Source organism: Methanosalsum zhilinae DSM 4017 (genome assembly GCF_000217995.1).
Classification (GTDB): domain Archaea; phylum Halobacteriota; class Methanosarcinia; order Methanosarcinales; family Methanosarcinaceae; genus Methanosalsum; species Methanosalsum zhilinae.
The window spans coordinates 13,519-33,282 of the sequence record NC_015676.1; the positions used below are offsets into that span (position 1 = coordinate 13,519).

General features: G+C 40.8%; 19 protein-coding genes and 1 pseudogene. 7 read left to right on the forward strand and 13 right to left on the reverse strand.

Translation table 11 applies throughout. The annotated features are described in order from the left end of the window. Positions 1 to 112: 112 nt before the first annotated feature. The gene (locus MZHIL_RS00060; protein WP_013897332.1) at positions 113 to 1,150 is read left to right on the forward strand and encodes a methionine synthase; all 1,038 of its coding nucleotides are present in this window, start codon (positions 113 to 115) and stop codon (positions 1,148 to 1,150) included. A 54-nt stretch (positions 1,151 to 1,204) separates the two neighbouring features. On the opposite strand, the gene MZHIL_RS00065 is transcribed toward MZHIL_RS00060, so the two are convergent. Beyond that, positions 1,205 to 2,203, reverse strand: a complete 999-nt coding sequence (locus tag MZHIL_RS00065) for a stage II sporulation protein M (protein ID WP_013897333.1) — start codon at positions 2,201 to 2,203, stop codon at positions 1,205 to 1,207. A 168-nt stretch (positions 2,204 to 2,371) separates the two neighbouring features. Here MZHIL_RS00065 and MZHIL_RS00070 point away from each other — a divergent pair, with 168 nt between their 5' ends. Continuing rightward, positions 2,372 to 3,115, forward strand: coding sequence for an RAD55 family ATPase (locus MZHIL_RS00070; RefSeq protein WP_013897334.1), 744 nt, complete (start codon positions 2,372 to 2,374; stop codon positions 3,113 to 3,115). A 17-nt stretch (positions 3,116 to 3,132) separates the two neighbouring features. Continuing rightward, entirely contained in the window at positions 3,133 to 3,633 is a 501-nt protein-coding gene (locus MZHIL_RS00075; protein WP_013897335.1) for a hypothetical protein, read from the forward strand. Here MZHIL_RS00075 and MZHIL_RS00080 read toward each other — a convergent pair. From MZHIL_RS00080 to MZHIL_RS00115, 9 genes and pseudogenes are all read right to left on the reverse strand, one after another. Beyond that, a complete protein-coding gene (locus MZHIL_RS00080; protein ID WP_013897336.1) occupies positions 3,630 to 4,664 on the reverse strand; it encodes an EF-Tu/IF-2/RF-3 family GTPase in 1,035 nt (344 codons plus the stop codon). The genes MZHIL_RS00075 and MZHIL_RS00080 overlap by 4 nt on opposite strands. Positions 4,665 to 4,766: 102 nt before the next feature. Further along, the gene (locus MZHIL_RS10855) at positions 4,767 to 5,207 is read right to left on the reverse strand and encodes a hypothetical protein (protein WP_394295830.1); all 441 of its coding nucleotides are present in this window, start codon (positions 5,205 to 5,207) and stop codon (positions 4,767 to 4,769) included. Positions 5,208 to 5,240: 33 nt separating this feature from the next. Continuing rightward, a pseudogene (locus tag MZHIL_RS10860) lies at positions 5,241 to 5,935 on the reverse strand (RNA ligase); the annotation flags it as partial. 31 nt (positions 5,936 to 5,966) lie between these two features. Beyond that, a complete protein-coding gene (locus tag MZHIL_RS00090; protein WP_013897338.1) occupies positions 5,967 to 6,743 on the reverse strand; it encodes a CBS domain-containing protein in 777 nt (258 codons plus the stop codon). 64 nt (positions 6,744 to 6,807) lie between these two features. Next, on the reverse strand, positions 6,808 to 7,662 hold the full coding sequence (locus MZHIL_RS00095; RefSeq protein ID WP_013897339.1) for a CBS domain-containing protein: 855 nt from the start codon (positions 7,660 to 7,662) through the stop codon (positions 6,808 to 6,810). 45 nt (positions 7,663 to 7,707) lie between these two features. After that, positions 7,708 to 8,709, reverse strand: a complete 1,002-nt coding sequence (locus tag MZHIL_RS00100) for a CBS domain-containing protein (RefSeq protein ID WP_013897340.1) — start codon at positions 8,707 to 8,709, stop codon at positions 7,708 to 7,710. A gap of 55 nt (positions 8,710 to 8,764) precedes the next feature. After that, entirely contained in the window at positions 8,765 to 9,547 is a 783-nt protein-coding gene (locus MZHIL_RS00105; protein ID WP_013897341.1) for a CBS domain-containing protein, read from the reverse strand. A gap of 49 nt (positions 9,548 to 9,596) precedes the next feature. Next, complete coding sequence (locus tag MZHIL_RS00110) at positions 9,597 to 10,211, reverse strand: CBS domain-containing protein (RefSeq protein WP_013897342.1); 615 nt, start codon at positions 10,209 to 10,211, stop codon at positions 9,597 to 9,599. Between the two features lie 190 nt (positions 10,212 to 10,401). Beyond that, complete coding sequence (locus MZHIL_RS00115; protein ID WP_048815573.1) at positions 10,402 to 11,526, reverse strand: OB-fold nucleic acid binding domain-containing protein; 1,125 nt, start codon at positions 11,524 to 11,526, stop codon at positions 10,402 to 10,404. A 222-nt stretch (positions 11,527 to 11,748) separates the two neighbouring features. Between MZHIL_RS00115 and MZHIL_RS00120 the strand changes: the two genes are divergently transcribed. Then, positions 11,749 to 12,375, forward strand: coding sequence for an RNA 2'-phosphotransferase (locus MZHIL_RS00120; protein ID WP_013897344.1), 627 nt, complete (start codon positions 11,749 to 11,751; stop codon positions 12,373 to 12,375). Between the two features lie 5 nt (positions 12,376 to 12,380). Here MZHIL_RS00120 and rtcA read toward each other — a convergent pair whose 3' ends face one another. After that, positions 12,381 to 13,376 (reverse strand): RNA 3'-terminal phosphate cyclase, encoded by a 996-nt coding sequence (gene rtcA, locus MZHIL_RS00125; RefSeq protein ID WP_013897345.1) that lies wholly within the window; start codon positions 13,374 to 13,376, stop codon positions 12,381 to 12,383. Between the two features lie 715 nt (positions 13,377 to 14,091). On the opposite strand from rtcA, the gene dnaG reads away from it, so the two are divergent. Together dnaG and MZHIL_RS00135 are read left to right on the forward strand one after the other, a co-directional pair. Continuing rightward, positions 14,092 to 15,444 carry a DNA primase DnaG gene (dnaG, locus tag MZHIL_RS00130; protein ID WP_013897346.1) on the forward strand — a complete coding sequence of 451 codons (1,353 nt, stop codon included), beginning with the start codon at positions 14,092 to 14,094 and terminating at the stop codon, positions 15,442 to 15,444. Between the two features lie 219 nt (positions 15,445 to 15,663). Continuing rightward, positions 15,664 to 15,948: a UPF0058 family protein gene (locus MZHIL_RS00135; RefSeq protein WP_013897347.1), complete on the forward strand. Its 285-nt coding sequence runs from the start codon at positions 15,664 to 15,666 to the stop codon at positions 15,946 to 15,948. 46 nt (positions 15,949 to 15,994) lie between these two features. On the opposite strand, the gene rimI is transcribed toward MZHIL_RS00135, so the two are convergent. Together rimI and arcS are read right to left on the reverse strand one after the other, a co-directional pair. After that, entirely contained in the window at positions 15,995 to 16,456 is a 462-nt protein-coding gene (gene rimI / locus MZHIL_RS00140) for a ribosomal protein S18-alanine N-acetyltransferase (protein WP_013897348.1), read from the reverse strand. 22 nt (positions 16,457 to 16,478) lie between these two features. Beyond that, positions 16,479 to 18,305 carry an archaeosine synthase subunit alpha gene (arcS, locus tag MZHIL_RS00145; protein WP_013897349.1) on the reverse strand — a complete coding sequence of 609 codons (1,827 nt, stop codon included), beginning with the start codon at positions 18,303 to 18,305 and terminating at the stop codon, positions 16,479 to 16,481. 86 nt (positions 18,306 to 18,391) lie between these two features. Here arcS and MZHIL_RS00150 point away from each other — a divergent pair, with 86 nt between their 5' ends. Continuing rightward, positions 18,392 to 19,762 carry an FAD-binding oxidoreductase gene (locus MZHIL_RS00150; RefSeq protein ID WP_013897350.1) on the forward strand — a complete coding sequence of 457 codons (1,371 nt, stop codon included), beginning with the start codon at positions 18,392 to 18,394 and terminating at the stop codon, positions 19,760 to 19,762. Positions 19,763 to 19,764: the final 2 nt, after the last annotated feature.

The following is a 19,764-nucleotide window of genomic DNA, read 5'->3' on the forward strand; positions in this document are numbered from 1 at the left end:
ATATGGTGCTGGTTAATAAAACAGTTTACGGTAAGATCTGTTATATTGTTCAGGTCGGTGGAAAAACTTTATGGAACAAAGATATAAATGATATCCAGTCAAACTTTGTACCATGAGCAGCATAATCTATGATGATATTGGAAGTTATCCTCTTCCTGAAGGAGTTAGCAGAGACTGGCTACAGGTCCAATTTGAAAATGATCCGGATAATGAAAAGCTAAAATCTGTTGTCAGTGATGTTTTCAGGCAGAAGATTGATGCCGGAGTGGAGGTACCCACATATCCTCAGCTAAGGGATATGAATAATCAATTCCTCTCAATTATCAAAGATCCCGGATGCTGTGATGAACCGTTCAGGGTGCGTGAGGAGGCAGCGGTTATAGCTGAACTGGAAATGATAGAACAGGCAGCTTTACTTTATTATCAGCAGACAGGAGAAAGACCTGATATCCGTATCTGTGTTACTGGACCTGTTGAACTGTATCTTCAGGAATTTGGAAGCAGTGAGTATACCGATATTCTAAACCAGCTGGCTGAAAGTGTTAACCTTTTTGTAAAGAATGCTGTACGATCCGCAAGGAACTTCAGGGTGAGAACTGTTTCAATTGATGAGCCGAGCATAGGAATAAATTCCCAGATCATGTTTGATAATCCACATATAATCGATGCACTGACAGCTTCAGGAGATTATGCAAGCAGAAACAATATTGATGTGGAGATTCACCTGCACTCTCCCCTGCACTATGAACTTGCCTGCCAGGCAGAAAGCATAAATGTGATAGGCATCGAATCTGCTGCAAGTCCGTCTTATTTCGAACTGATCGACAAAAACATTCTTGAGAAATGGGATTCCTTTTTGAGGGTTGGTATTGCAAGAACAGATATTTCCAATCTGGGTGCGATCCTTAATGAAAAGCACAGTATGAATGTATGGAAGAACCCTTCAATGCTGCAGGAGATTGTGACTGGTATGGAAACTCCGTCTGTTATTGCAAAGAGACTCGAGCGGGCATATTCTCTGTTTGATGAAAGAATAAAATATGCAGGTCCAGACTGTGGACTTGGTTCATGGCCCTCGCAGGAAATTGCATTTAATCTTCTCTCAAATGTAGCAAAAGGTATTACGGAATTTAGAAAAACAATGAAATGAGGATAGCTGAAATAATTTTCTGAGTATGTGCAGTTATGAATGTATCTTTGCATTTCAGAGCATAAAGCCCTCTATTGCCTGCATTGATCTTTCCATTATCACGGGTGTTATATTGACCTCGATATATGCTGCGATCAGCAGTAATATGATTGAAATCAGCAAAAATTGCCAGAGATATCTGGAACTCAAATATTCTCTGGTAACAGAATTTATCTTTTCAACATCATTTTTCAATTCATCTACATTATCACCAGTAAACAGTTCATTATCAGTGATCATTCCTGACTGTATTCTGGCAAATCTGTATCCAAGTGCTGCAGAGACCAGGATAACTGGAATTTCAATGATCCCATGGGGTAACACAGAGACTGTAAAATAAACCCATGAATAGAGTATACCAATAATTATTCCCGGATTCCCCATTAATTGGTATGCGATCAGTGCACTGTTGAAATTAACAAAAGCAAGCAGTATTCCAATAAGAATGCCATTCACCATTATGATCAGTACAGGTACAGTATAGGGCATGATCCAGGAAAATGTACGGTATTCATTCTTTGTATATCCGCATAGATCCCATATGGATCCTTCATTTGTGGAAGGCACCTCTCTGTGAGTTTCAGATACTGATGTATTGAATCTGGATACAGTATAATGAATTAGCCTGTATACCGGCCAGAGAAGGCGTTCAATTCTGCTGGAGATATTGCTGTATGTTGAATGTTGCTTTCTGATTCCAAGTTCACCTATCATGAGACTGTGCATATACACAAATATACCTGTACCAGCGCAGGCTGTCAGAACAGCAACTGTATTGTGAATAAAGATTGACCACATGAGAGGTATGTATCCGGCAGTGACCTCAACTTTTGTCATGGCAGTTTCTGCAGTAGTGGCTATTGCGTGATTTACAGGTTCAGGCTGTGCAAATACCACCATAACCATATATATGAAGGTACTAAAAAAAAATGAAATAACTGCAAACCCCATGAACACTTTGACTGTCCATAGGAATTCCAGATAACCAATACTGAATCGGGACGTTTTTTTCATATACTGTGAATAGTTGTTTTTTTTCTATATCAATATTTACAGTTCACAGGAATTAAATCGATGGGTTAAAGTATCTCTATTCTGGATACAATAATTAGAAACTAACTTATCTGATGTATAACTTTGGAATTGCAACCTGAATGATAAATTGATATGAGGACACACATCATGAGAATACCTACCGGAATTGAGGGACTTGACGAACTGATTGAGGGTGGTTTGCTATCTGAAAGAGTCTATCTGGTAAGTGGTCCACCGGGTTGTGGCAAAACCACATTTGGTATGCAGTTTTTGATACAGGGTGCCTCGCAAGGAGAGGTTGGATTATATGTAACACTGCTGGAGAGTCCGCAGAACATAATTGATGATATCTCCAACTATGCTATAAACCTGCCTTCACTGATAAAATCAAGAAAGGTCCTTTTTGCTGATCTTGGACCAAGACTTGAATATGGGTATATGGATGAGATGCATGACATTATAACACCGGAATACGAGGTTGGTCATGCATCTCTTGAAACTGATGCACCCTCACCTGCAATGGTCTACAAGGAAATTTCAAACTATGTCAGGGAATATAATGTAAAAAGGCTTGTGATAGATTCACTGTCTGCCATACGTTTTACAACTAAGGATACCTCTCTGGAAGAAAAGGAAATGAGCAGGTTTATCCGACACCTGAAAAAACTGGGATGCACCACTGTCCTGATCTCAGAGATGACCGATCCACAGGCATATACAACTGAACAGTTTGCATCGCACGGAGTAATATTTTTACATAATTTCCTGTATGATAAAAGTATGATACGAGCCCTTCAGATAATTAAAATGCGAGGCACGATGCACGATTGCGATATGCGCCGTATGGACTTTACAGGCAGGGGTTTGAAAATTTTTGACCTGCTTAAATAAAAATTAGGGGGCCTGGAATGGTAAGGATTTTTCGCAAAAAAAATGAAAGAAAGTCCATAAGTGATGATGAAAAGGACAAGCTTGTAAAGAAAGCATATGAACTTGGATTTGAGGTTGGCTATCACAGACATTCAGAAATAGGATGGGTCAATCAAAGCCTTGTTACCCTTTATAATTTCAGCAGGGAATATGGCCTAGAGGAGATTGTAAGGGACAGTTATCACCAGGGCAAAAAAAAAGGCTCTGTTAGCAGGGACAAGGATTTGAAGAAGGATCTTTCTCCTACCAGAGTTTCACAATATGAAAACATTCATGTAAGTGCTGTCCTGAACCCTTCTGGAATCAGTTCAGGATACAGCAAACAGTATAAGGCTGTTCATTCACACTCTCCTGTAAACAGGCCGACCATGATGGATCTTCCTGAAAACACATCGATTGCTGGAATGATCCAGAGACCATCACAGATAAAGGGTTTTCTTCCATTAATCCATGAAGAAGAGATTACAGAATCTCATTAAGGGAATCCGTAACCTGAAAATCTCTGCTTTTCATCCAGGTTGACAATTATGAATCTGTCCTGAGTGCTGTATGCAATCTCTTTTTCACCTGCAAGGTGGAGAGTGCATTCACTTCCAGGATCTGCACTGTCAACTTCTGTATCATTGATCTCAATTCTTTCAACTCTTACAGGAGATGATTGGATCCCACTGAACAGATGTAATACATCGAAAAGATTGATTTTCTTTGAAAAACGAGAGATACGGCATTTCAGATTGAATCCAGTATCAACGAGTTCTTTTTCTGATATTATGTATCCTCGCTCAATTTCCTTGGATTGAATATTTTTTAGAGCAAGTCCTACCCTATCTCCTGTAAAAGCCTGCTTTTTGTCCTCGTCATGTATCTGGATGGAACGTATTTCAATTTCTTTGCTGGTCGGAAATACACTGAGTTTATCTTTAATATTGATCGAGCCCTGCTTTACAACTCCCAGAGCAACACATCCTATTCCTGTAACATTGAATACCTGGTCAATGACCACCCTGGGGCTTTGGGAATCCAGTTCTCTGTGCTCGGAATCAACTTTTTTACCAATAGTGAATATCATATCTCTTAGTTCGTTCATTCCTTCATGTTCTGTGGCTGATACTTCAATATAGTCCCATTCTTCAAGAGTGGTTCCTGCAACTATTTTCTTTATTTTGTCCTTCAGCTCATCCTGGGCATAAGAATAGGTGGTATCAGATTTTGTCAGCACGAAGATACCATGTCTGTAATTTAGCAGGTCAAGACTCAGTATACACTCGCCTGCATATATATCCGGGCCTTCCGGTGGAATGCATACTAGGGCAATATCTGATAGGTGAAGGGCTGTTAGCAGTGGTTTGATGGATTTTGGATATCCCGCAGGGTCTATTATTGTAAGCACTTCACCGCTTTTACTGAACTCATATGTGACAATATCAGAAACAGCTCCCTTCTTTCCAAGTTTTGAGGCAAGTGTGGTCTTCCCACTTCCTTCATTACCAATAACAGTTATTTTTGTCATATTATCTGATTACTCCGCATCGATTTGATGGAATAATTCTTTCACAGCAATATATCTTTTTTGAAAAATTAACTGTCTCTGAGAATAGATGGATGAGGATTTTTACCAGTAGTCTCCTTTCCATATGGATTCTGTCTTGTCATTTGTGCTCTTGTTGAGTTTTTTTATTCTGACTAGATATTGATCATCTTCTTTTACAGGCTCTTCAAAAACTGCTTCAACTCCAAGTCTTTGAAGATAATTTTTGAATTTACCTGCAGTATGTAAACTTTTTACCCGGATCTGAACATCATCTGTGATTCTTTCACCGCAGCCAACTTTATTTATTGTTTCAACCATTGGAATGAGAATGCTTTGGCCAAGCTGAATACATCGTTTCTGAAGTTCTTCATCATTTTCATTCCATTCAACTGACTGGAATCCCTCTCTTACAATTCGAGAGAATAGATAATCTCTTCCAGTATCATTATAGAATTTGAAGGCATGTTCCAGATCTGCACAGTTACTCTGGGAGGTTGTGTATTTCATTGGCTGCAATACCATCTCAGGGTCCTTGACCACTACACCTTCACGTTTGTCTTTCCCCAGTTCCTCTATAATTTTCATTATTTTCTGGGAAGCATCCCTGACAGGATATTCTCCGAAAAATTTTACCTGAGCAAGTCCGTATTCATCTGCAAGCTTTCTTTTTTCATCAATGGAATAGGGTTTTCCTGTATTTTTTTTCGAATATCAAACACAAAAAACTGAAGTGAATCAATATTGTAGATGTCCTTTGGAACATAGGGATTATCAGGACCTACCATCTCTGCACACAGTACCAGATCAGGATGGTCTCTGAAAAAGTCCAGATTAATAAGTTCCCGGACCTTTTCAGTGGTATAGGGGCACACAAGTCCTCCTCTGGTAAATGCCAGGACCTCTCCATTGATTTCTGCGGCCCGGACATTGTATCCATTCATCTTTTCTTCAATTGCCACACTATCTGCAGTTTCAAAGTTCTTAATGATGGCAGATTCAAGAAGCAGTGCTCTTCTAATCTTTGGAAAGCCACGAACCAGCTCAAGCTCATTGCTTTGCTGGTTCAATACGCTTCCCTCTTCTATGTGAGATACCTTCTTGTCAAAGCGCAGCAATTGTCTGTACTTTCCCCAGTTGGCTGTCAATATTCTTCTTTCAATCAGCTTTTCCAGTCTCTTTTCAGAGATATCCAGATAACTGGCGGTTTTATTTATGTCCAGTGGTATTTTCTGATCAGTTTTTTTACTCATAGTTCTGAAAATCCATTTTTACCCTTAATATTTATTTAACAAGGGTATTGACTATATTCCTGCGTGTGATGAAACCTACGAACTCATTTTCCAGATTCAGTACTGGCAGTCCTCCAATATTCTCTTCAAGCATAAGATCTACCACATCCTGCAGAGGAGTGTTTGTATAGACTGTTTTTACACCTATAGTCATAATATCTTCAACAATGAGATTTTTTATACGTGAATCCTGCTGATTGCCTGCAACAAGATCTCTGAATGCACGCATAGCTTTTGCAATATCCCTTTCGGTAACAATACCCACAAGTTCACCATTTTCAACAACCGGCAATCTTCCAATATCATTATCAAGGATCAATCTCCTGATATGGACCACCCTGTCACTTGGAGTTGCAAGTATAGGATCTGCTTCCATCACTTCAGCTGCATATCCCTCAAAATATCCATTCTTTAATAGCTCAACCGGTGTGATCCAGCCCAGGATATTTTCCTGATCAGCAACTATGATTATGCCTTTATTCTTTGCCATAAGGGTGACAGCATCATCAAGTTCAGTGTCAGGGAATACCTTAACAAAATTATCCGAAACTGCTGTTGCTACATGAAGTGCAGATGCAGGCAGACCGTATTTTTTACGTGTACCCAGCTCCTTTGTAAGATTGCGCATTGTCAGTATGCCGACGATTTCACTGTTATGGGTAACAAGCAGACGACGACTTTTTTTCTTTTCCATCATATCAAGAGCATAGGACACAGTGTCAGCCTTATCGATGGTTGACGGCTCTACCATAACTTCTTTGACTTGCATATTTTTCACTCCTATATTTCAGCAACTAATGTTTGTCTATGAATATCCTCATCCACACCTGATATTATTCGTTTTTTTGATCCAGAATAACTTTTATTACATCGCTTCTGCTCAGTATCCCAACTATTTCTCCATCATCCTCTACAGGCAATCCTGTTATATCATGCTCAAGCATGATTTGGGCTGCGTCCACAACTTTATCATTCAGATTGACTGTGGTCAGTGGTTCTGTCATGATATCTTCTGCTAGTAGAGGCACTTCCTTGACATACCGGTAAACTTTATCACCCCCGGCAACTGGCCGCCTGCCCATTTTAATGTTTTTGGTAGATAGCTTTCCCTCATTATCTGTCATCGGATTCAATGCCAGATTTGTGGTTGAGATCATGCCAACTGCATCCCCTGTATTGTTCATGACAATTACCCTGCTTATATTGTTCTTGTTCATGACATCTACAACATGGTTGACAGTGTGGTGGCGATGGACCATATGGGCCTCACCTGTTATGATGGTTGAAACATTGATATTGAGGTCCAGTTTGCTTATATGGCCAACAATGTCCGTTCTGGTAATAATTCCAACAACTTTGTTGTTGACCACAGGAAGATTGTTTATATCATTCTCAATCATAAGCTCAACTGCCTGGGTAATGGAAGCTTCAGGATATATCGTAACAGGTGACTCCCTCATAACCAGATTCACAGGTATTCTGTCTATTGGTCTGCGTCTCCATAATGGCCCTGCCTGAGCCAATCTTCTGCTCATATCAGATTTGCTGACAATTCCCACCATCTCATCTTCATCAATAACTACAAGAGTGCTAATCTTATGTTTGAGCATCAGGTTCCGGGCATGGGAGAGTGGTTCATCCGGAGATATTACATATACAGGTGAACTCATTATATCTTCTACTTTCATACAATTCCTCCTCAGGTCTGTTTTTTTAGACAGAGAACATTTTTTTTATTCTATTATTGCTCTCAGAAAATCTCTTTCAGTGATTATTCCACAAAGTTTTCCATCGTCAAACACAGGCAGTGAACCTACATTTTTCTCAATCATAAGGCTTGCTGCCTCTCCCAGGTCCATATCAGATGATATCCAGACCACATCTTTGGAGACCAGAGAACTTACAGGCTCATTAAATGCTTCGTGGATGTTACCTGTTATAAGTTTCTGGAATGCTTCCCCGTTACCCAGGAAATGGACTATATTGGATGCTGTAATGATACCTATAAGCACACTATCTCTTACAAGGGGTAATCTCCTGAACCCTTTGCTAACCATGATCTTTGCAGCATCTCCAATGGATGTATCAGGAGTTACGGTTGTTACATTGGTGCTCATGTACTCTCCAGTAGATTTGTTGGTGAGAACACCTGCTATGAATTTGAGAAAATCCTTTTCAGTACATATTCCTATAACCCTATTATTGTCATCTACAATAGGCAACCCCCCGGTTTTTTTCTCAAGCATGATCCTTAGAACATCGTCTATCTTTGCATCACTTTTTACGTAAGCTACGTTGTGCTGCATTATTTCACGCACTTCTGCATTGATAGCTGCAAGCAGGTTTCCATTATAGTGTTTTTCCACAAGCAGATTCCGGTCCCCACCTCCAAGAAAATCCACGATATCCACAGAGGTAACGATTCCTTCCAGTCTTTTTGTACCTGCATCTGTAACCGGAACCCTCCTGAATCCCCTGGCTGTCATTGTCTTGATAGATCCCATTATTGTGGTGGTGGGTGGCACGGTTACAACATCACTGGTAGCAACAGCCATTATGTCTCCAACATACTCAGCTTCCCTTGCATCAAAATCCACAGGTCCCACATCAAGTAACCCATTGCTGCTAAACATCTTAGGGTCTTTTCTCTGAATTGTTTTATCCTGTGAGTTCAGTTTTTCCCTGATCTTCACTTTTTCTTCTGAAATCTTGTTTTTTCTATTTTGTGTGCTCAATTAAATCACCATTGTCTGGATTCATTCAAAAATGATAATATTCGGCTTTGCAGTTTTACCTGTTAAGACATGCCTTTAAAAGGTCGTGTCTGTCCACAATCCCAACAAGCTTTTTTCCGTTTGAGACGCAGATTCTGCCTATATTATACCTGGATAATTTACCAATCGCCTCCTCTATTTTTGCGTCAGGAGGTATTGTATACAATGGGGTGGACATAATCTTTTCAACTCTTGGAGAATTTTTTGCTCCTTTCCCATCAATGTCACTGGCACCTATTCTCGCATGACCTGATTTTATTATATCCCTTCTGGTAACAATTCCCATGATCTCCTCTTTATCATTTACTACCGGAACACCGGTATAGTCCCAGTCAATCATGTTTGACCAGATCTTTGCAACAGTTTCATCCGGATGTACTGTTGCAACTCGGGTTGTCATAATACTGGATACATCCACTGAAGGAATTCTTGATTCAGGAATATTTTGCAGAATGTCCACATCACTGATCACCCCGGTGAGTGTATAATCTGTTGTGGATTTTACCACAGGTGCTCTGTTCTCTTTTGATTCTATAAGCAGTTCTGCAGCTTTTAAGAGATCCATATCCGGTGTAATGGTTGGCGTCTCTCTCACATACCCTCCTACAGTTACATTTGACTTGTTGGTTCTTATGTTGAGTATATCCTGATCTGTTATAATTCCCATCACTCTGTTTGAATCGTCAACTACAGGAAGTCCTCTTAAGAAGTAGTCCCGCATGATCTGGCGGGCATGGGTTACATACTCATGGTCCTTTACAAATAAAGGATCTTTTGACATAATATCCTCAACTTTCATAGTTTTCACTCCTATCAATCTAATAAAAAACAAAACTCAAAGACAGGTTTCAATCATAGTAACCTTCACTGTCTCTGCAGCTTTCACAGAGCATCATCCCATTGACAAGCTGGAGATCCCTTGAAAATGATCCACAGTTTGTACATATACCGGTATCCATCTCTTCCCTTTCTTCAAATGCTGGTTCACGGTTCATTTCGATAAGGTTTGTAAGGATGGTATCAAGGCCTGGTGATATTGCCATTATATCCCGGTCTGTGATCAGGCCAACAATATTTCCGTTATCCATAACTGCAAGCCTTCTTATATTGGATTTTACCATTAATTTGGCTGCGTCTATTGTGCTTGCCGATGGTTTTATCGTAATAATGGGCGAGGACATAATTTCTCCAGCATTAATAGCTGCAGGATCGATCTCTGCAGCTAACACTTTTATGACCAGGTCTCTTTCTGTTATGATTCCCACCACTTCATCGGTATCAGTTACTATTATGCTTCCAATGCTGTTTGCTTTCATCTCCTGGGCCACTTTCAGAGAGCTCTCATTGATATCGATTGTAAAAACCTGCTTTGACATCATCGAGTGAACCGAAACCTCGGTCTCTATATCTCGAATAGAATAAATCTCATCCTCTCTATCATCATCATCTGTTCCAAGAAGCATATGAATCCCTATTTCCACATGTAAATATTGTTTTCAACAGCTACACTGATCCCACTACTGCAGGAGTTTCCCACATAATAAAATTGGGCTTTTATGTTATATATACCTTCTTTTTTTTGTAAAAAGGGTCAAAAAAATGTTGTGCCTGCATGGTCAAAAATACCGGGAAACAAAATGCTCAGGAACTTTATCACATAACTATGATTTTGCTTCTGTTTCCGACATTAAGTTCGATTTCATCTTTGAGACCATACTTGGAATAAGCATCAATTACCTCTATTCTGGAATCAATATCTATGTCGTTTACAGTGTTTGCATGCTCTCCCCACAGAGCAAGGCGGATCCTGCCGGTTTCATCGGACACATAGATATTTGCAACCATATCCTGAGTTCCGTCCTGCCGGCTGAACTCCTTTATCTCATCAATTCCAGAAACATGGCCTTTTATTGAAAATAGGTCCCCTGCAACAATATCTGCAATCGGAGTAAAACTTTCTCTAAATTCTACATTTCTATCACTCTTTTTGATCAATCCATATGATCCTATCTGGATTTCAACTTCCTGATTGAAGTTGTTTTCCCGAGCATATCCATTGATTATCTCTACAGTATCACCTGCTTTTATCTTCTCTGCAAAATCGGCTTTTTCATCCCACAGTGTCAAACGTATCTTTCCACTGCTGTCACCTATGAGGATGTTGCATACACGTCCCTTTGACCCGTCTCTGCGATTGAATTCTCGTATATCCCATTTATCCAGGACTTTTCCGTAAAGGTTAATGTCCCCCATCCCGTCCTTGATATCACTGATGCTGGTTGAACTCAGTTTGATATCGACCATCTCATCACTTTCTGATATCATGTTATTATCCCCGATGTTCACTTCCAGTCCTGTATACCCTTCTTTGACATAGCCACTGATCTTGAGGCATTGTCCGATTTCAATATTTCCTGAATTTATAAGTTCTGCACGATCATCCCAGAGGGTAAGCCGGATGGTGCCTGTTTCATCGCCAACGACAATGTTGCCTACCTTGCCGGTTGTCCCATCATTTCTTTTGAATTCTCTGCTGTCAAAAACTGAGATAACTTTTCCAATAAAATTGACGATACCACTATCAGGGGTTATTTCTGCAATTTTGACTGTATTCTGGCCTGCATCAGAAGCTCCCAGATCATGTGCAACAAGCATAGCAGCAGTCTTCTCATCACATAGGCCACTCATCTGCTCTACCTTTTCATTTACCCTTTCTATATATTCATCCCTGCTGATAACTTTACTAACCTTTTCGTAGATACTGTTGATTTCGTCCATATTTTCCATATATAACACCTGCTGATGATCGCAAAAAGCATCATGTGGCAGCTTCATGTTTGAATCATGTTTATGATGATTTCGTTCATATATCTGATATATTACTTAATGCTGTCTCTAGTAAGGTGAATGTGATAGGACCAGGGAAAGATTATTTGAATAATACTATTATATCCATTGAGAAAGTATATTAACAATCAGCTATATCGGATATCGGATATCATGATTCGCAAGTGCTCAAAACATGGTTATTTTAGAGGTGAGGAATGTCCTCAGTGCGGAATTAAAGGTAGATATGTGCTGGACAGTGAACGTGAGGAACGTCTTGGCAGATTCATTTCTGGAGTTTTGAGGCATTTTCCCAGAGAAGTGGGCCTTAAAATGGATGATGAAGGATGGGTGGATTTTGAACTGCTGTGCTCTTTGTTGAAGAGCAGATATAAATGGGCAACCAGGGAACGTCTGATATCTCTTGTGGAGTCAGATGAAAAACAGAGATATGAGATCGATGATTCCAGAATAAGAGCTCGCTATGGGCATTCTGTGGATGTTGACCTGGATTATCCTGACAATGAACTTCCTTCCCTGTACTACGGGGTGAGCCAGGAAGAGGTTGATATGCTTCTTGAAAATGGGATTTCTCCAATAAGGCAGACATATGTGCATCTTAGTACTTCCTATGGTAAGGCCGTTGAGGTAGCCCAGATACACACTGAAAATCCTGTGATTCTGGAAATTGATGCAGAAAAAGCCAGGAGGGATGGAATGTCGATTATGGATGCCAATGAAGATATTGCGTTGATGGAATATGTTCCTTCAGATTATGTCTGCATATTTGATGGCCGGTAATTGTATTAGTCCGCACTGACCTCAAATAGCTGGCCAATTCTATTGATTGTGAAATGTACGTCCAGGAACTGTTCTGTGACCCATATATTTGTCCTGGTGTGTTCTGTGATCTCACGTGCTGTATAAGAACCGCCTCTGCACAGGCCCATGTAAGGAATCAGCTGATCTGCAAGATGTACATCCACACTGGCTCCAGAATCCAGTTCAGTAATTATGTTCTTTGCAGCATTTTTTCCAACGGTTTCTGCAGGCAGTCCTCTTCTGCCAAGTGCACTTGATCCTATGGAAGGGCACCAGAGGGTTATTCCACTTCCGGTTGAGACATGACTCTTACCGAATACATCCACTTCTGCTTCATATCCATGTTCTCTTATCATGCTGATGGCAGTCTCTGCCTGACGGACAGGAACATGTTCTGGCAAATTTGAGCAGTGGGATACCCCCCTGACAGTACATTTATCAGGCAGGTAATCAGTGGGTTTAATTTTTGATGGAAATATTGTGGCCTTCACACTGCCTCCTCCACGGGGATAATATCCTCTGGTATTGATCTGCATATTACACTGATATCCCATTTTTGAAAGTGATCCCAAAGTTACATGTTTCAGATAATCGGCTGTGGGAGACCATGCAACATCTGTCCCCCCGATTACCGTAAGCTCTATCCTTTCTTTTGAAAAAATGGCTGCAGGCATGAGGCACTGTAATAATAATGGAATGCTTCCGGCTGTCTGGATATCAATCTTAAAGGATCCCCCCTCCATTTCCATTGGAGAGAATCGTATCAACTCTGAACCCAGGTTCAGGCCTTCAACATCTGCATTACATATCCGTGAAAGTGATTCAATAGCCTTTACGTGCTGTGTCTTGAGACCGGGATCTGGTCGGTTTCTACGTATATTGGTTATTTTTGTATCCAATCCAGTTACTGCAGAAAGGGCAACAGCAGTTCTAATGATCTGGCCTCCCCCTTCTCCATATGATCCATCGATTTCTATCATATATGCCTCGCTGGTTTGTTAAGTAGATAAGTTAACTATCTCTCTTTGTACTAAAATTGTTTATCCCTGATTTTTTATATTGCATAGGCTCAAATATCCGCTTATTCTGATTATTCGATATTTTGAGGAAACCATAAGGTTATTAAATAACTATTTCCAATATAGCATTGTAATTGTAATCATATGCAAATGGTTGCATTAATAATCTAAATGGATATAATAATCCTTACTGCCAAGAGCAATATAAAAATGCAAATACAATCAAAATTATCATATAGCTAATTTACAACATTCAACAGGAGACTGAGGTTAATAATTTTATAAAAAAAGAGTAACATATAAGATCCAGCATCTGGAAGGGTAATGGACATGAAATTAAGAGAAATGTCAGCTGTATCCTTTGGATGTACCTGAACCCGGAAATATAGAAAACTTGAACTGATAAGCAGTAGTGAGAGTGGTGACAGGTCAATATTATGTATCAAGTAAATATGCCCGTACGTAATAGTACCAGTGCACAAATATATGATCTGTGGGAAATCTTAGATGAAGGCTATTTGTAAAAGTTTCAGCGGTTTAATTCACTGCTGAATCCGGAATACATTATGACTCAGGACGTTGTAAATTGCCTTTTTAGTTTTGCATTTTTTTAAAATCTCTTCGCAGTAAAGGATTCAAAAATAATGAAATATAAATACAGTGGAGAGAACCACAAATGCAAAACACTGATACTACAAAATATATTATTCATGCAAAAATAAATGCTGATGGGGTTATTGAAAAACCTGATATTGTGGGTGCTATATTCGGCCAGACCGAAGGACTGCTTGGAGCAGATCTCGACCTTCGTGATCTGCAGAAAACCGGAAGAATAGGCAGAATCGAGGTTGTTGTCAATTCCAAGGCAGGTAAGACCAAGGGCAATATATTCATTCCTTCCAGTCTGGACAGGGTCGAAACTTCGATCCTTGCAGCTGCCATGGAAACAATAGACAGGGTAGGTCCATGTAATGCAAAAATAGAGATTACCCAGATAGAAGATGTCCGTGCCACAAAAAGGAAACATATTGTGGATCGGGCAAAGCTGATTCTGACTACAATGTTCGATGAGAATATCCCCGAATCCCAGGAGATAACCGATGAGGTAAGGGAATCTGTCAGGATAGAAGAGATGCAGTATTACGGGAAAAACAAGATTCCATGTGGTCCAAATGTGATCGGTTCAGATGCTATCATTCTGGTGGAAGGAAGGGCTGATGTTCTCAATCTTTTAAGATATGGTATAAAGAATGCCATCTGTGTGGGAGGTACAAATATCCCTCCTGAGGTCAGTGAACTAACCCGCAAAAAAACAGTAACTGCATTTACAGACGGAGATCGTGGAGGAGAACTCATTATCAAGGAACTCCTTCAGGTAGCCGATATAGACTATGTAGCCCGTGCTCCGGATGGCAAGACTGTGGAAGATCTTGTCCAGCGTGAAATTGTCAGGTCCTTAAGGCAGAAAGTTCCCATCGAGCAGGCGATTGATATGTATGCCCTTCGAGAAGAGCCTGCCAGAGGCACCCAGGCGGCACACCTGTCCAAAAGAAAGGATAAAAAGCAGACAGACCTGAAAAGGACTGCTCCAGCAAAAGTGCATAAAAGGCCTGCACATGAACCAGCTGCTGTAAAAAAGACCATTAAATCACCAATAAAACCTGCAACAAAGAAAGCTATTACTGAAAGAAGAAAATCAAAGGAGGAAAAGCCTAAACCATTATCTCAGGTTCCATCCTATGATCAGAAATTCAAAGATCACATCAATGCCCTCACAGGTACTCTGGGTGCACGTCTTCTCGATGAGAATGAAAACATTGTTATGGAAACTCCGGTTCGGGATCTGGTAAGTACTCTCAAGGATTACAGCGGGAACATAAATAGTGTTGTTTTTGATGGTGTCATTACTCAGAGAATACTTGATATAGCTGCCGATAAGGGAATTGAAAACCTTGTTGGTATGAAGGTAGGCAATGTTACAAAAAGTCCTGTAGGGGTAAATATTGTGGCAGCAGGCAGCTCGAGTTGAAATTCTGTTCAAATAGATGGAGAGTTTGTGACTCTCCGTCTTTTTTGGCACATTATTTATCATCATTTTTAATAAAAAATAAATAACAAATTATATATTTGATAGGGAGGAAACTAATTTCCTCTAATAATTGTTTTATTTGATTTCAATAAGTAATCTATAATTAACAACCGCCATGCATTCTAATATACTTCACAAAAAAAGGATATGTTGGTTACCATGCACAAGGATGAATTGATTCAATTGCACACACTGATGGCCCAGATCAAGAGATACTTTGAAAGCCAGGGAATAGAACACGATTTTGAAGAATATCAGTCACTCTCTATCAGCCCCATGCACATTCACCGCAGTAAGGCAGAGCACAAACACGCGATTTTTGTACTAGGCAACCATCTTGCTTCAATAATTTCAGAAGATGAGAACTCCAGCATTGCCCAGACCACATCACGCATGCAGGAACTTGCAGCCAAATCCGGGAATGAGATCGCACATAGTAATTGATGTTTTCGATTCATTCTACTGTATTTTTAATATTTATTTCCAGATTTTACGACAGTAAAACTGAATCTGATGGAGGCAATATCTTTTTCATGAAGATAGCATCCTCACCATCTGGATAGTAATTCTTTTCAGTCCAGCACGGTATAAATCCAAGTCTACGGTATAATCTCCTGGCACGGTGATTATCTGCTCTCACTTCCAGACTTACATACCGTATTAGATTTCTGTAAAAAAGATTAATCAGTGAACAGATGAGATGTGTGCCTATACCCTGACCCTGATAGTCAGACCGGACTGCAATGGAAAATATCCTGCACTCACTGTCACTGACCGGATAACCTGCAGCAAAACCCACGGTCTTTTTTTCAACCTCTGCTACAAGAAACCCTTCTCTGCTAATCTCATAGAGTGAAATATAATTCAGAGGATCAGATTTTTGAAATAGGCCGGTCTCAATCGAAACTATTTCTTCAAAATCACTGGGCTGAAACTGGCGTATGATCATCATTAAAGAATGGTCATTCCCAACCTTAATACTTTCTTACATGCCTGAGGTCCACTGCAATCCCCCGTGTTGACTGTGTCATTTGTTTTCCTCCCATAAGTGCACGTCCAACGCCAATTATCCGGGGTCCCTGTACGATTACCTCATCCATTGGCCTTATGCGTGTATCTGCCTTTATTACTCCTGGTGAAAGAATAGAACCTCTGGGTATGAAGTCATCAATTGTCACAATATAGCTGTTTGAAGGAAGAATCAGATCTGCTCCTTTGAGTGTCAGTGCAAGCATCCCGTACTGAGGTACCAGAGTTGCTACCTGGCTTTTGTCCACGTATATCTGATATTTTGGATAGGGACCCTTTATAACAGCACCATCAGGTAACAGCATTTTTCCTGCACCTTTTCCAAACTGAAAATCTGCAATTGATCTAAGCATTTCCTCGGTTTTTTTAATTCCAGTTACTGATTCATCTTTGAGCAACGAAGATACAGTACCTTTTAGATTTGAAAGTGACTCCTTGGATGTTGCATTTCCATTGCTGGTACATATAATCCTGATCCCCAGCTTCTGAGCTACTGTTTCACAAATTTTGCGATAGGGTCCGTCAACATGGGCAACAACACTTCCATAATCGTTGCTGCAAAGATAGCTGTACAGGCGGCTGGATACCCATTCAAATTCATCTGCACTCCACTGGCCAGTCACTGAAATATCATAGTGAGCGGCAGGGTATGCTATTTCCAGTTCCCTGGGAACAATTCCAAGGGGTGAGGTGAGTATCAGCTCATTTACATACTTTCTGTGTTTTCCAAGAGCCCTGATGAACTGCTGATGTGAAGGAGAGATTGAATAAGGTTTTTTTGCAGAACATGGCAGAATTACAAGTACATCTGCTAAAGGAGGCGCATAACGATCCACAACCCTGTCGGCAAATCTGACAACTTCAGGTCTTGTGAGTGATTCTGAAGTATTTGCGATCATCTCCACAGAGCGGACTACCTGAGTATTGCTCTCAGCATAGCTGCATTCCCTATCAGAGAGGCGAAGTAGTGCAGTAAGCCATGGACGTGCTCTGCACTGCCCTTCAATATATTCCCTTAGTGTTTCCTCCCGTATCCTTTCTCTGACGTATGCCATTTCAGCTTCCAGGACATTCAGGTTGTGTTGCTTGAGGAATTCCTGGCGATCAGGTCCTGCCATTGAGACAATATCTGAAATATCTGCGCCATTGCATGCACTGCATCTGCATGGAAACTCTGATAATCTGTCAAGATATTGCATTCCCTCTGATGTGAGGTACAGGTCTCTGTATGAGGCAAGGATGGTTTTTGTGGAATCCATCAGATCAATTCCCAGATATGCAAGCATGGCCACGTTCTCAGGCAGAGCTATTGCTGGTGCATACAGTGCAGTATCAAATGGTATGGTATTTCTGATCTCTACAATCTTTTCAAAAAATTTCTTTGCGTTGTTATCAAAAGCACCTGCTGCTTCCATGATGTACAGATCGATATTGTCTGATGTCCAACCCCTGTAAAGGCAGCCATATGCACCGCTGTCTTCAGGCATCATCTCATTTACGTCACTATTTTCATGCAAAATCACAGGAGGGATTGCCTGGTGGGGGAGTATGATCAAAGTATCATCTCCTGTGGATGTACGTAGATCTTTAACATTAGCATCTGCATCTTCCGGAGAAATGTTCCAGAGAGATCCTGCATCAACTATGGGGTTTTCCGGGTCCCTAAAGTAAGATACATCAATGATCGAAGGTGTCTGGATCTTTCTTTTCAGGATCATTTCCCCTATCCTGGCAGCACCGTCACTTTGGAGCACTTCAAAATATCTTGTCATTGGATTGTACATGTTGCTGTTTGAATGTAAAATGTTCGGTCCACAGGCGCAAACTATAAAAATAACTTTCTGCACAATGATGTGAGATGGATCTTGCTGAACAACTTCGAAATATAGGAATTGAAAATATTTCTTCATCCCCCTCACAAATGTACTGCTACTGTACCGATGCATCCCAGATAAGAGGTATGCCCGAGTGTGTGGTAAGACCCCAGAATACGGAGCAGGTATCTGACATTGTAAAGTTTGCAAATGATAATGGAATCCCTCTTGTGGCAAGAGGGGCAGGTACAGGAATGGCCGGAGGGGCTGTTGCAATTAAAGGTGGCATTGTCCTGGATATGTCCGGTATGGACCGGATTATTTCAGTGGAGGTTGAGAATTTGCAGGTTCTGGTTGAACCTGGTGTTGTGCACTCAAAACTCAACGAGGTACTGAAACCACATGGATTCTTCTTTCCGCCAGATCCTGGAAGTTCAGAGATGTGCACTCTTGGAGGATTGATCGGGAACAACGGAAGTGGTATGCGTTCTGTAAAATATGGCACCACAAGACATTATGTTCTTGATCTTGAGGTTGTGATGGCCGATGGAAGTATCATACATACAGGATCGAAGACGCTAAAATCCATTACAGGATATGATCTCACAGGTCTTATGGTAGGTTCTGAGGGTACTCTTGGTATTATTACAAAAGCTCTCCTAAAGATCCACCCCCTTCCAAAGGCACGATCAGTGATGCTTGCATCCTTTGAAACTGCAGAGATGGCAGGGGAAGCTGTTGTGAGGACACTGGCAAGTGGAATAGTACCTTCTGCGTGCGAAATACTGGACAGTACTACCATTCAGGCACTGAAGTCATATGATCCTCAGCTTGATCTGAGTAACGCAGGTGCTATTCTGCTGTTTGAAGTGGATGGGACCTCAGGTGCTGTAAGAGAAGGAATAGAGACCATAAAGGAAGTATGCTCTTCCCTTTCTTTTCACACAAAGGCAGCTGAAGATACGGCTGAAGCTGAAAGAATCTGGAGTGCCCGCAGAATGGTGGGTGCTGCCATATCAAGGATAGATCCCAAACGTACACGTGTATATGTGGGTGAGGATATCGGTGTCCCTATAAAGGAGATTCCTGTAATGCTATCACACATTCACAAAATATCCGAGGAATCAGGAATTCCCATAATGATCTATGGACATATTGGCGATGGAAATCTTCATACAGGAATGGCCATTGATCTTCTGGATTCTGCACAGATGGAGACTGTCAATAAGATAGCTGACAGGATACACAGGACCGCCATCATGCTTGGAGGAACTGTAAGCGCAGAACATGGAATTGGTGCTGCCAGGGCAGAATATGTCAGAATGGAGAAAGGAAATGCACTGGATGTGATGAGTGCTATCAAGAAAGCTCTGGATCCCAAAGGTATACTCAATCCAGGCAAAATGGGGGTCTGAAG

Coding starts and splice junctions, on each gene's coding strand:
- MZHIL_RS00060 (WP_013897332.1), top strand. CDS start 113: ATGAGCAGCATAATCTATGATGATATTGGAAGTTATCCTCTTCCTGAA.
- MZHIL_RS00065 (WP_013897333.1), bottom strand. CDS start 2,203: ATGAAAAAAACGTCCCGATTCAGTATTGGTTATCTGGAATTCCTATGG.
- MZHIL_RS00070 (WP_013897334.1), top strand. CDS start 2,372: ATGAGAATACCTACCGGAATTGAGGGACTTGACGAACTGATTGAGGGT.
- MZHIL_RS00075 (WP_013897335.1), top strand. CDS start 3,133: ATGGTAAGGATTTTTCGCAAAAAAAATGAAAGAAAGTCCATAAGTGAT.
- MZHIL_RS00080 (WP_013897336.1), bottom strand. CDS start 4,664: ATGACAAAAATAACTGTTATTGGTAATGAAGGAAGTGGGAAGACCACA.
- MZHIL_RS10855 (WP_394295830.1), bottom strand. CDS start 5,207: ATGGTATTGCAGCCAATGAAATACACAACCTCCCAGAGTAACTGTGCA.
- MZHIL_RS00090 (WP_013897338.1), bottom strand. CDS start 6,743: ATGCAAGTCAAAGAAGTTATGGTAGAGCCGTCAACCATCGATAAGGCT.
- MZHIL_RS00095 (WP_013897339.1), bottom strand. CDS start 7,662: ATGAAAGTAGAAGATATAATGAGTTCACCTGTATATGTAATATCTCCG.
- MZHIL_RS00105 (WP_013897341.1), bottom strand. CDS start 9,547: ATGAAAGTTGAGGATATTATGTCAAAAGATCCTTTATTTGTAAAGGAC.
- MZHIL_RS00110 (WP_013897342.1), bottom strand. CDS start 10,211: ATGCTTCTTGGAACAGATGATGATGATAGAGAGGATGAGATTTATTCT.
- MZHIL_RS00115 (WP_048815573.1), bottom strand. CDS start 11,526: ATGGACGAAATCAACAGTATCTACGAAAAGGTTAGTAAAGTTATCAGC.
- MZHIL_RS00120 (WP_013897344.1), top strand. CDS start 11,749: ATGATTCGCAAGTGCTCAAAACATGGTTATTTTAGAGGTGAGGAATGT.
- rtcA (WP_013897345.1), bottom strand. CDS start 13,376: ATGATAGAAATCGATGGATCATATGGAGAAGGGGGAGGCCAGATCATT.
- dnaG (WP_013897346.1), top strand. CDS start 14,092: ATGCAAAACACTGATACTACAAAATATATTATTCATGCAAAAATAAAT.
- MZHIL_RS00135 (WP_013897347.1), top strand. CDS start 15,664: ATGCACAAGGATGAATTGATTCAATTGCACACACTGATGGCCCAGATC.
- rimI (WP_013897348.1), bottom strand. CDS start 16,456: ATGATGATCATACGCCAGTTTCAGCCCAGTGATTTTGAAGAAATAGTT.
- arcS (WP_013897349.1), bottom strand. CDS start 18,305: ATGACAAGATATTTTGAAGTGCTCCAAAGTGACGGTGCTGCCAGGATA.
- MZHIL_RS00150 (WP_013897350.1), top strand. CDS start 18,392: ATGGATCTTGCTGAACAACTTCGAAATATAGGAATTGAAAATATTTCT.